The 11,819-nt window shown below is 69.9% G+C and carries 10 protein-coding genes; 1 reads left to right on the forward strand and 9 read right to left on the reverse strand.

All coding sequences use genetic code 11. The annotated features are described in order from the left end of the window. Positions 1–321: 321 nt before the first annotated feature. Positions 322–948 carry a hypothetical protein gene (locus tag GGR71_RS20255; RefSeq protein WP_237474509.1) on the reverse strand — a complete coding sequence of 209 codons (627 nt, stop codon included), beginning with the start codon at positions 946–948 and terminating at the stop codon, positions 322–324. A 111-nt stretch (positions 949–1,059) separates the two neighbouring features. After that, complete coding sequence (locus GGR71_RS20260) at positions 1,060–2,340, reverse strand: acetyl-CoA C-acetyltransferase (protein ID WP_160962517.1); 1,281 nt, start codon at positions 2,338–2,340, stop codon at positions 1,060–1,062. A gap of 106 nt (positions 2,341–2,446) precedes the next feature. Here GGR71_RS20260 and GGR71_RS20265 point away from each other — a divergent pair, with 106 nt between their 5' ends. Continuing rightward, the gene (locus GGR71_RS20265) at positions 2,447–3,334 is read left to right on the forward strand and encodes a hypothetical protein (protein WP_160962515.1); all 888 of its coding nucleotides are present in this window, start codon (positions 2,447–2,449) and stop codon (positions 3,332–3,334) included. A 355-nt stretch (positions 3,335–3,689) separates the two neighbouring features. Here the strand turns inward: GGR71_RS20265 and GGR71_RS20270 are convergent, their stop codons facing one another. From GGR71_RS20270 to glnA, 7 genes are all read right to left on the reverse strand, one after another. Beyond that, positions 3,690–4,316, reverse strand: a complete 627-nt coding sequence (locus tag GGR71_RS20270) for a superoxide dismutase family protein (protein WP_160962513.1) — start codon at positions 4,314–4,316, stop codon at positions 3,690–3,692. A 79-nt stretch (positions 4,317–4,395) separates the two neighbouring features. Then, the gene (locus tag GGR71_RS20275) at positions 4,396–4,974 is read right to left on the reverse strand and encodes a superoxide dismutase family protein (RefSeq protein ID WP_160962511.1); all 579 of its coding nucleotides are present in this window, start codon (positions 4,972–4,974) and stop codon (positions 4,396–4,398) included. Positions 4,975–5,314: 340 nt separating this feature from the next. Beyond that, positions 5,315–6,745, reverse strand: a complete 1,431-nt coding sequence (ntrC, locus tag GGR71_RS20280) for a nitrogen regulation protein NR(I) (protein WP_160962509.1) — start codon at positions 6,743–6,745, stop codon at positions 5,315–5,317. Positions 6,746–6,755: 10 nt separating this feature from the next. Continuing rightward, entirely contained in the window at positions 6,756–7,793 is a 1,038-nt protein-coding gene (locus GGR71_RS20285; RefSeq protein WP_184452272.1) for a two-component system sensor histidine kinase NtrB, read from the reverse strand. Positions 7,794–8,121: 328 nt separating this feature from the next. Continuing rightward, on the reverse strand, positions 8,122–9,561 hold the full coding sequence (gene amt, locus GGR71_RS20290) for an ammonium transporter (RefSeq protein ID WP_160962505.1): 1,440 nt from the start codon (positions 9,559–9,561) through the stop codon (positions 8,122–8,124). Positions 9,562–9,580: 19 nt separating this feature from the next. Then, on the reverse strand, positions 9,581–9,919 hold the full coding sequence (locus GGR71_RS20295) for a P-II family nitrogen regulator (RefSeq protein ID WP_160962503.1): 339 nt from the start codon (positions 9,917–9,919) through the stop codon (positions 9,581–9,583). A 325-nt stretch (positions 9,920–10,244) separates the two neighbouring features. Beyond that, complete coding sequence (gene glnA / locus GGR71_RS20300; protein WP_017908900.1) at positions 10,245–11,654, reverse strand: type I glutamate--ammonia ligase; 1,410 nt, start codon at positions 11,652–11,654, stop codon at positions 10,245–10,247. Positions 11,655–11,819 lie beyond the last annotated feature (165 nt).

Here is an 11,819-nt window from a genome sequence, read left to right on the forward strand (position 1 = left end):
CACAAGTTCCTGCGCTGGCTCAATGCCATCGCACGCGATCAAGCCCCGTACGCTCCTCCAGCCATCGCGGGTGCATGACAGTTGACTCCTACAGGATACGTCCCGATGTTGTTGGAGATGCCCGAGCCTACAAGGCCGCGCGCGCTGACCGCGGCAAAAGCGCGTCATGGATGCGTCCGGACGCGGCAGCGCACGCGCATCGCTCCTGGGCCGATCAGCGAACACCCCAGGAGCACGGCAGAACGCATGGGGCGCGTCCTGTGTCCAGGCCAGCCGCGCGTCGGTCATCGAATCCGAGGTAGGCCGGCCGCGTCCGTCCGGTCAGCGCCGCAAAGCCGGCGGCAGCGCCGGCAGGCGCGCCAGGAACGCGGGCGCCAGGCCCTTGTAGCGCGCATAGCGCTCGTCCATGCGCCGCGGCACCAGGATGCGCGCGCCGAACATGCCCCAGATCAGCATGACCAGGAACACGGCGCCTCCCAGCCAGAACCCGCTCTCGCCGCCAACGGCGAATCCCAGCAGCGGACCGACCAGAAAGGCACCGGCGCTCAACAGGATGTACCGGTTGCGCCGGCGCCGATGCTCCGCGCACATCCCCAGCACGTGGCTGCTGCGCTTGCGCGCGACCAGCGCCGCGATCGCATAGACCAGGATGCTGACCAGGATCAGCGCGTACCAGCCCGGCGCGTGCCAGTAGAAGGTGCGCTTCTTGAGTTCGTCGTTGCGCAGCGCCGCCCCGCACTTCACGCAGTGCGGCGGGAATGGCGCATCGCGCAGGCACAGCAAATCCGTGCCATCGCGCCACAATGTCTCGCCCGGCAACGGCGGCGGCAGGCTGGACGGACTGGCGACGCTGGGCGCCTGATATGGATTGAAACTGCCTTGCTCGGTCATGGCCTGCGCCCCCTGCGCGCCGTAGCGCCCGCGTGGTGCGGGCGAATCGGCGGGCATGGTAGCGCGGCGGATGCAGCGCGGTAAGCGCCGGCGGCGCTAGCGTTGGAAAGCGCCGAGACGCTTCCCTGGAGGGGTGCGAACACGCGTGCAGGCACGCGCGGACCCGGATCAGCGTTCGACGATCGCCACCACGCCCATGCCGCCGGCGGTACAGATCGAGATCAGCGCGCGGCCGCCGCCGCGTTCGACCAGTTGCTTGGCGACGGTGGCGACGATGCGCGCGCCGGTCGCGGCGAACGGGTGGCCGGTCGCCAGCGACGAACCCACCGGATTGATCTTGGCCGGATCGATCTGCCCCAGCGGCGCATCCAGGCCGAGCCGGGTGCGGCAGTAGTCCTCGCTCTCCCAGGCGCGCAGGGTGCACAGCACCTGCGCGGCGAAGGCCTCATGGATCTCGTAGATGTCGAAGTCCTGCAGGCGCAGGCCATGGCGCTTGAGCATCTCCGGCACGGCCACGGTCGGCGCCATCAACAGGCCTTCGCCGTGCACGAAATCCACCGCCGACACCTGCGCATCACGCAGATAGGCCATCGGCACGTGGCCGTGCGCCTGCGCCCACTCCTCCGAGGCCAGCAGCACCGCGGCGGCGCCATCGGTCAGCGGGGTCGAATTGGCCGCGGTCAGGGTGCCGCGGCCGCTGACCTTGTCGAACGCCGGCTTCAGCGTGGCCAGCTTCTCCAGCGAGGTGTCCGCGCGCAGGATGTTGTCGCGCTCCACGCCGCGGAACGGCGCGATCAGGTCGGCGAAGAAGCCGCGCTCGTAGGCGGCGGCCAGCTTGTGGTGCGAGGACACCGCCCAGGCGTCCTGCGAATCGCGCGAGATGTTCCACTGCTTGGCCATGTCCTCGCAGTGGTCGCCCATGCTCTTGCCGGTGCGCGGCTCGGCCACGCCCGGGAACTCGGGCTTGAGCTCGGCGAACTTGAAGCCGCGGGTCAGCGCACGCAGCTTGTCGCCGGTGCTCTTGGCACGGTTGGCCGCCAGCAGCCGCGCGCGCAGCTTCTTGCCGTAGACGATCGGCACCTCAGAGGTGGTATCCGAACCGCCGCCGATGCCCGACTCGATCTGCCCCAGCGCGATCTTGTTGGCCACGGTGATGAGGCTGTCCAGGCTGGTGCCGCAGGCGCGCTGCAGGGTGATGCCCGGGGTCAGCGGCGACAACCCGGAGGACAGCGCGGCCTCGCGGCCCAGGTTCCAGTCGCTGGAATGCTTGATCACCGCGCCCATCGCCACTTCGCCCAGCTGCTGCCCGTGCAGCCCGTAACGCTCGACCAGCGCGCCCAGCGTGCGCACCGACATGCCGAGGTTCCCGACATCCGCGTACGCCGTGTTCTGCCGGCAAAACGGAATGCGGACGCCGCCGAGAATGGCGACGGGACGGGCTGCTGGCATGGGATTACCTCGCGCGAGGGGAGTCGGGGACATGGCCTGCACGTTAGCGCAGGCATAATGAAGCGAGTGTAGCTATGCGCCCGCGACGGGCCAACCGCCAATCCCCATGACCGAAGCCTTCGCCAACAGCCACACCCACGGGGTGATCGCCCTGGAACTGTCCTCCGGGCGCGAACCGGCGCATCCGGCGCTGCCGCACGTGCAGGCCGCCGAGCTGGCCGAGAAGGTCGGCCGCGACCTGGCGCAGTTGGTGCCGGCGGTGCGCGACCTGGAGCTGAGCCTGGCGGGCGCGCATTTCGACCCGGCCGAAGCGCTGCGCCCGGGCTGGCCGCTGCACCGGCGCCTGGAGGAACTCGCCGCCCGCGCGCCCGGCCGTCACGACGGCCCACGGCTGCTGGCCTTCGGCACCGATGCCGACGGCAGCGTGCCGCTGCCGTTCCAGGCCGACCCCGGCCTGCGTGGCGGCGCATTGCGGGTGGTGCCGTTCCTGCTGAGCGGCCCGGCCGACACCGTGCAAGCGGTGGCCGCGGCGCTGGAGGAGGTGCTGCTGGCGCAGGGCATGGCCCAGGCCGACACCGCGCTGCTGGCGCAGCAGGGCTTCGGCGCGCAGGTCGAGCACGCCCGCTACCTGACCGGCAACGACCTGGCAGCGATGATGTCGATGCAGTACGACAACCAGGGCCTGGCGCCGCTGTGGCCGCTGATCGAGACCGCGCTGCTGGCGCCAGACCAGGAAGAATGGCTGCAGGCCCCGCCGGAGCCGCTGCTGCGCTACCGCGGCGGCGAAGTACGCATGGCCCTGTTCGACCCGGCCAGCTGGTGCGCGCACTACGCCTACGACCGCCAGGACTGCGAGCGCCTGCAGCGGGTCTACGAGCAGTACCTGGCACGCCAGCGGCAATTGGCCGCGGTGCTCGAGGCCCATGGTCTGCCGGTGCTGTATGTGCATTGCGAGAGCGGCCACGACGCCAGGCAGGCATTGTTGGCGGCCTGAGCCGCATTCTTACGGCAACCCGGGTGCATCACGCCGAAGCAAGCGCGGATATTCCGCCGCGCGTCTATGCGTTACCTCGACACTGCAATCCCGGTCCAGCGCCGCGGCATGCGGCCGGATACCGGCTCAGTACTGGCCAACATCCCTGGCGTTGCGGCGGTACGCAAGCGCTTCAAATCATTCGTAGCGAGGCCATCTCATGCACGACGTGTTGACCGTGGGCGCGCTGTGCGCACGCCAACAGGCGGGCGAACACCTGAAGTTCGTCCACTTCTGGGGGCACACGCCGAAGCAGGCAGGCGATGGCGGCCCCCACAAGTGGACGCCGCCATCGAGAACGTCATCCAGCGTGCGCTTACTGGGCTGACGCCGCCGCCGCGTCGCCCTTGATCACGCCGCAGGCCAGGCGGCCGCCGGCGTTGCCGGTGGGCTGGCTCTTGTAGTCGTCCGGGTCGGCGTGGACGATCACCGCGTGGTTGAGGATGTCGAAGCCGTCGCCCTTGCCGATGTTGACGTTGTTGGACACCGCCGCATCGATGGTCGCCTTGCCCTCGGCGTCGGCCTTGAGGTTGGGCATGTCGCCGCCGTGGTGCGGATCGCTGCCGACCTGGCCGTGCTCGGTCTTGGCCGGGTTGAAGTGGCCGCCGGCGCTGCTGCCATCGGGCGCGCTGCAATCGCCGAACTCGTGGATGTGGAAGCCGTGCTCGCTGTTGGGCTTGAGCCCGGTGATGGTGCCGGTGACGTGTACGGCGCCGTCGACGGTGGTGAACTTGACCTCGCCGGCCACTTCGTTGCCCTGGGTCGGGCTGAGCGCGGCGCTGGCGCTGCCGCTGGCGTTGGTCGCGGCCGGCGGTGCGCTCGCGGCCGGCGCGGCGGCGGGTTCGGGAGTCGCCGCCGGCGTGGCGGCGGGTTCTTCGCGCTTGCAGGCGCTCAGCGCCAGGGTGGTGGCCAGGAACAGCAGACTGGGAAGGGTACGACGCACGGGGGTTCTCCTTCGTTGCAGAGCCGCGGAATGCGGACGGACCTCCCAGGCGGACCCGGGCGGAAGTAGCGATGCGAGGTCAGCGCAGCGGGCGGATCACGCCGCAGGCCACACGCGCGCCGGCATTGCCGGCCGGCTGGCTGCGGTAGTCGTCCGGATCGGCATGCGCGACCAGGGCGCGGCCGACGATGTCGTTGGCCGCGCCGCCGCCGAGCACCACGCCATGCAGCAGCACGTCGATCTGCGCGGTGCCGTCGGCGTTGGCATTGAGATTGTCCATGTCGCCGGCGTGGTGCGGACCGTTGCCGGCACGGCCGTGCGGCGCGCCAAGCGGATTGAAGTGGCCGCCGGCGCTGCTGGCGTCGGCCGCGCTGCAGTCGCCGCGCTCGTGCACGTGGAAGGCGAAGCTGCGGTTGGGCTGCAGACCGCCGAGGGTGCCGGTGATGCGCACGCCGCCGGGGGCGGGAACCAGCGAGAGCTTGCCGCTGACCAGGCTGCCGGAGGCCGGCGCCAGCACCGCCTGTGCCTGCTGCACCGTACCGGCGCTGGCCAGCGGCGGCGCCTTGGGCGGTGGCGGCGGTGGGGCCTTGGGCGGCGCGCTGCTGCACGCGGCCAGCATCAACAAGGCGCTCGCGGCGAAGGGCAATCCATAACGCATCGACATCGACTCCTGTGGCAGGGCGAAACTAGAGGGGCAGCCGTGCAGACCCCATGAAGGCGCACGGGGCGCAGTCTAGCTGGCCGGAGGCGGGGCTTGGTGTGCAGTGGCGGTTGGCGGTCGGGACCCGGGACCCGGGACCCGGAAAGCGTAGCGACGCGGCAGCGCAGCGGCGCATGAGGCAATGCCACAGCGAATCCCCTGGCTTGTAAACGTGCGCGAACGGGAAATTGCCGTCCCGAGTCCAGCAAGCGCATGTCGCACCTCTGTCAGCCCCCTGAGTCCGCGCTGTTCCGGGCCCCGGGCCCCGGGTCCCGGGTCCCGGGTCCCGGCTCTCTACTCAGCGCCTGCGTCGCCCAGGCCCCAGCTTGCGAGTGACGGTATTGCGGCCCACGCCCAGGCGTGCGGCGGCCTCGGCGCGGCGACCCTGGGTGAAGCGCAGCGCCACTTCCAGCAGCGCCTTGTCGAAGCGTTCGCGGGCCTCGGCATGCAGGCCCTCGGCGCCGTCGGACAGGCGCTGCTGCGCCCAGGCCGACAGCTGCGTGTCCCACTCGCCGCCGTCGCCGCTGCGCTCGCGGCGACCGCCACGCAACAGCGCGGCTTCGACGTCGCCGGCATCGATGATCTCCGCCGGCGCCAGCGCGGCCAGGCGCCAGCACACGTTCTCCAGCTCGCGCACGTTGCCCGGCCACGGATAGGCGCGCAGCGCGTCCAGCGCCGCCGGCGCCAGCCGCTTGGGCGGCGTGTCGAGCTTGCGCGCGGCCATCGCCAGGAAGTTCTCGGCCAGTTGCGGCACGTCGGCACGGCGTTCGCGCAGCGGCGGCAGCTGCAGCCGCACCACGTCCAGGCGGTGCAGCAGGTCGGCGCGGAAGCGACCCTGTTCGACCAGCGCTTCCAGGTCCTGGTGGGTGGCGGCGATCACCCGCACGTCGACCCGGATCAGTTCGCGTCCGCCGACGCGGAAGAACTCGTTCTCGGCCAGCACGCGCAGCAGCCGGGTCTGCAGCGGCAGCGGCATGTCGCCGATCTCGTCGAGGAACAGGGTGCCGCCGTCGGCCTGCTCGAAACGGCCGATGTGGCGGCGCTGCGCGCCGGTGAAGGCGCCGGCCTCGTGGCCGAACAGTTCGCTCTCCAGCAGTTCGGCCGGGATCGCGGCGGTGTTGAGCGCCACGAACGGCTTGCGCGCGCGCGGCGACTCGGTGTGCAGGGCGTGCGCGACCAGTTCCTTGCCGGTGCCGGTCTCGCCGTTGATCAGCACCGACAGCGGCGCCTGCGCCAGCCGGCCGATGGCGCGGAACAGCGCGCGCATCGCCGGGGTGTCGCCGATCAGTTCGGTGCTGCCCTGCCCGGCCGGCGCCGCCGCCGGGGCCGCGGCGATGGCGCTGCCGGCATCGGGCAGCGCGCGCGCGGCCAGCGCCACGGCGTCGTCCAGGTCGAATGGCTTGGACAGGAACTCGTGGGCGCCGCCGCGGAACGCGCCAGCGGTGCTGGCCACGTCGGTGTAGGCGGACATCACGATCACCGGCAGTTGCGGATGCGCGGCCTTGAGCTTGTCCAGCAGCACCAGTCCGTCGTCGCCAGGCATGCGCACGTCGGTGAACAGCAGGTCGGGCATGGGCCGCTGCGCCAGCGCCTGCAGCGCGGCGGCGGCGCTGTCGAAGCCATCGACGCTGTAGCCGGCGTCGCGCAGTGCGGTGGACAGCACGAAGCGCACCGAGCGGTCGTCGTCGACCACCCAGATGCGTTGCGTTCCTTGCAAAGAGTCGGTCATCGCAGTGCTCCTAATCGGTATCCGCTGCGCGCTGCGGCAGCAGCAGGGTGAACACGGTGTGGCCGGGGCGGGAGCGGTAGGTCAGCGAGCCGGCATGCTCGCGCGCCACCTGCTGGGCCAGCGCCAGGCCCAGGCCGCTGCCTTCGGCGCGGCCGCTGACCAGCGGCAGGAACAGGTGCTCGGCCAGTTCCTCGGGCACGCCGCGGCCGTCGTCGACGATCTCCAGGCGCAGGCCGCGCGCGTGCACGTGGTCGCGGATGCGCTGGCCGTGCTCGACGCGGGTGCGCAGGGTGACTTGTGCGGCGCCGGCCTGGATCGCGTTGCGCACCAGGTTCCACACCGCCTGGGTGAGACGGTCGGCATCGCCGAGGAACTCGGGAATGCTGGGGTCGTAGTCGCGCTGCAGGCGCACCGACCAGCCGCCTTCGTTCTCGGCCAGGCGCAGCACCCGCTCCAGCACCGCGTGGATGTTGAGCATGGCGTGCGGGCGCGCTGGCGCCGGCGACAGCAACTGGTCGAGCAGGCTGTTGAGGCGCTCGATCTCCGCGCCGATCAGCTCGATCAGTTCGCGCTCGTCCTCGTCGCGGTGCTGGGCGCGGCGCGCCAGCAGCTGCGCCGCACCCTTGAGTCCGGCCAGCGGATTGCGCAGTTCGTGGGCCAGGCCCTTGAGCGCCGCGCTCAGCGCGTTCGGCAGGGCCTGCGCCGGGTCCGGCGTGGGGAATTCGTCGACCGGGTGCGCTTCCAGCAGCCAGCCGCCGTCGTCCAGCCGCGACAGCCAGCCCTCGGCGAAGCGCGGCGGCTCGCCGGGCACGGCCAGGGCCATGCGGTGCAGGCGCAGCACGTCGCGCTCGTCGTTACGCAGAAACCGCGCCAGCGCATCGCCCTGCACTTCCAGCGAGGCCAGCGGTTGGTCGAGCAGGCGCCGCACGCTGACCCCGAGCCAGCGCGCGAAGGCGGGGTTGGCGCCGCGCAGGCGGCCGTCGCCATCGGCCCAGACCACCGGGGTGCCGAGCGCAGAAAGAGGAGGGGGCGTGGTGTTCATGGCCATTGCACCAATGTAGTGCAAAGCCCGGCAGGCGGCACGGGCGAGCGGCGCATGGCGCGGCCCCTGCCCTTGCGGACGGCGCGGCGTGCGGCCGCCTGCGGACCGGTGGACGCTGCCGCCGGGCCTTGCATCGCGACGCAGCCAGGAATCTTGCGGAAAGCCGGGGGTGTGGCGAGGCGAATGGCCACGCGGAATACCTCGATCTTTTGAGAATGGCCGGCGCTTCCCCCCAGGAAGCGCCGGCGAAGGCCGCGGGTGCGTGGGCCGGCAACCAGCGTCGGCCACACGTCCTGCGACAAGGCCCGCGACCGCCGTCGCGGGCCGGCGAACCTCAGGACTCGTAGGCCGATTCGCCATGCGAGGTGATGTCCAGGCCCTCGCGCTCGGCGTCTTCCGGCACGCGCAGGCCGATCACCAGCTTGGCGATCAGGAAGCCGACCACCGAGACCACGCCGATCCAGCCGACGGTGATCAGCACGCCTTCGGCCTGCACCAGCACCTGGTGACCCATGGTCACGCCCTCGGCGTAGCCCATGCCGCCCAGCGCCTTGTCGGTGAACACGCCGGTGAGGATCGCACCGACGATGCCGCCGACACCGTGCACGCCGAACACGTCCAGGGTGTCGTCGGCATTGAGCAGCTTCTTCAGCCCGGTCACGCCCCACACGCAGATCACGCCGGCGGCCACGCCGATGGCGATGGCACCGAACGGCCCCACGGTACCGGCGGCGGGGGTGATGCCGACCAGGCCGGCGACCATGCCCGAGGCCACGCCCAGCGCCGAGGACTTGCCCTTGATCACCTTCTCCGTCAGCGACCACGCCAGCACCGCCGCGGCGGTGGCGAGCAAGGTGTTGAGGAAGGCCAGCGCCGCGGTGGCGTTGGCTTCCAGCGCCGAGCCGGCGTTGAAGCCGAACCAGCCCACCCACAGCAGCGAGGCGCCGACGAAGGTCAGGGTCACGTTGTGCGGCTTCAGCGCGGTGTGGCCAAAGCCCAGGCGCTTGCCGACGAAGTAGGAACCGACCAGACCGGCCACGCCGGCGTTGATGTGGACCACGGTGCCGCCGGCGAAGTCCAGCGCGCCCTTGCCGAACAGGAAGCCCGGGGCCGACCACACCATGTGCGCCAGCGGCAGGTAGCCGAAGGTGAACCAGATGACCACGAACAGCAGCACCGCGGCGAACTTCACCCGCTCGGCGAAGGCGCCGACGATCAGCGCGCCGGTGATGCCGGCGAAGGTCAGCTGGAAGGCGACGAACACGTACTCCGGCAGCTTGAAGCCCTTGGAGAAGGTGTCGGCCAGCGTGGTGGTGTCGACACCGGCCAGCAGCGCCTTGTGCAGCGTGCCGATGAACGGGCCGCCGTCGGCGAAGGCCAGGCTGTAGCCGTACACCACCCACAGCACGGCGATCAGCGAGAACACCACGCCGACCTGGATCAGCACCGACAGCACGTTCTTGGCGCGGACCATGCCGCCGTAGAACAGCGCCAGGCCGGGCACCACCATCAGCAGCACCAGCAGCGTGGAGGTGAGCATCCAGGCGACGTCGCCCTTGTCCACCACCGGTGCGGGCGTGGCCGCGGCGGGCGCGGCGGCCGGCGCGGGCGGCGGCGTCAGTTGTTCGGTGACCACATCCGGCGTCGGCGCCGGGGTGACTTCGGCCTGGGCGAAGGCGTTGCCGGGCACGCCGACCGCCATCGCGCTGACCAGCATCAGCATGCATACCGCATAGAACCGGGCCTTCCACCCGGCGAACAGACCTGTCTTCATGAAGGGCTCCAAGGTGGGGTTAGAGCGCATCGGCGCCGATTTCGCCGGTACGGATGCGGATGACCTGTTCGATCGCGGTGACGAAGATCTTGCCGTCGCCGATCTTGCCGGTGCCGGCCGCGCCCTGGATCGCCTCGACCACGGCGTCCAGACGCTCGTCGGTCACCACGGTCTCGATCTTGATCTTGGGCAGGAAGTCGACGACGTATTCGGCACCGCGATACAACTCGGTGTGACCCTTCTGCCGACCGAAGCCCTTGACCTCGGTGACGGTGATGCCGGACACCCCAGCCTGCGACAAGGCCTCGCGGACCTCGTCGAGCTTGAATGGCCGGATGATGGCGGTGATCAGTTTCATGCGCATACCCCGTTGGTGGAAGGAACCGGCCGCCGAAGGCCGACCGGCACTGGGCCCATCGACCGCGCCGCGAACGGCGCGGTTACTGCTGCGCGATGCGTTCCGTGGATCACGCCGTGGCCCACCGCACGCAAGGTGCGGCGGCGACGGCGACGTGGGAGGGAACGTGGCCCACGGCACGCAAGCGCTCTGTTGCGCGGTACATCCCCTGGACAAGCGATGACGCGATGTCCGGCGCGGACCACCTGCGCGGCTCCCCAGCCGGGCAGGTGGCGGCGATGGCGAAGGAGGGAGGGGAAGCCTTCGCCATCGCCGCGCGTGGAACTCAGTTGGCGTAGTACAGCTGGTATTCCAGCGGGTGCGTGGCCGCGCGGAACTTGGTCACTTCCTGCATCTTCAGCGCGATGTAGCCGTCGATGAAGTCGTCGGTGAACACGCCGCCGGCCTTGAGGAACTCGCGGTCGGCGTCCAGCGCTTCCAGCGCCTGGTCGAGGCTGGAGCACACCTGCGGGATCTGCTTCTCCTCTTCCGGCGGCAGGTCGTACAGATCCTTGTCGCTGGGCGCGCCCGGGTCGATCTGGTTCTTGATGCCGTCCAGGCCGGCCATCATCAGCGCGGCGAAGGTCAGGTAGCCGGACTGCAGCGGATCCGGGAAGCGGATCTCGATGCGGCGCGCCTTCGGGTTGGACACCCACGGAATGCGGCACGAGGCCGAACGGTTGCGCGCCGAGTAGGCCAGCATCACCGGCGCCTCGAAGCCCGGGACCAGGCGCTTGTAGCTGTTGGTGCCGGAGTTGGTGAAGGCGTTGATCGCCTTGGCGTGCTTGAAGATGCCGCCGATGTACCACAGCGCCATCTGCGACAGGCCGCCGTAGCCGTCGCCGGAGAACAGGTTGGTGCCGCCCTTGGCCAGCGACTGGTGCACGTGCATGCCCGAGCCGTTGTCGCCGACGATCGGCTTGGGCATGAAGGTCGCGGTCTTGCCGTTGCGGTAGGCGACGTTCTTGATGATGTACTTCATCATCATCAGCTCGTCGGCCTTCTTCACCAGCGAGTTGAACTTGGTGCCGATCTCGCACTGGCCGGCGGTGGCCACTTCGTGGTGGTGCACTTCGACTTCGATGCCGACCTGCTCCAGGGTCTTGCACATCTCGGCGCGCAGGTCCTGCAGCGAGTCGGTCGGCGGCACCGGGAAGTAGCCGCCCTTGACCGCCGGACGGTAGCCGCTGTTGCCGCCTTCGATCTTGCTGCCGCTGCTCCAGGCCGCTTCTTCCGAATCGATCTTGAAGAAGGTGTGGCCCATCTCGTTGCCGAAGCGCACGCCGTCGAAGATGAAGAATTCCGGCTCCGGGCCGAAGAACGCCTGGTCGGCGATGCCGCTGGACTTCAGGTAGGCCTCGGCGCGCTTGGCCACACCGCGCGGGTCGCGGCCGTAGCTCTGCATGGTGGCCGGGTCGAGGATGTCGCAGGTCAGCACCAGGGTCGGATCGGCCATGAACGGATCGACGAAGGCGGTGTCGGCGTCGGGCAGCAGGACCATGTCCGACTCGTTGATGCCCTTCCAGCCGGCGATCGAGCTGCCATCGAACATCTTGCCTTCCTCGAACAGCGCCGGCTCGATGATGCTGACCGGGAAGGTGACGTGCTGCTGCACGCCGCGCATGTCGACGAAGCGCAGGTCGACGAACTCGATCTTGTTGTCCTTGACCAGCTTCTCAATAGTTTCCGCAGACATTCGATGCAACCTCGGGTTGTGAAGGGCGTGGGCGAGTATCAGCAATCGCCATGCCAAGCGTGTGGCACTCACAAGTCCTTGATTCTGCTGAAGCGTGCACGCGAACGATGCAAATGCACTGCACTTAAGTGGTGCATTCGTAAATGAACGCACCAAATTTGTGCG

This window comes from Xanthomonas sp. F1, from assembly GCF_014199855.1.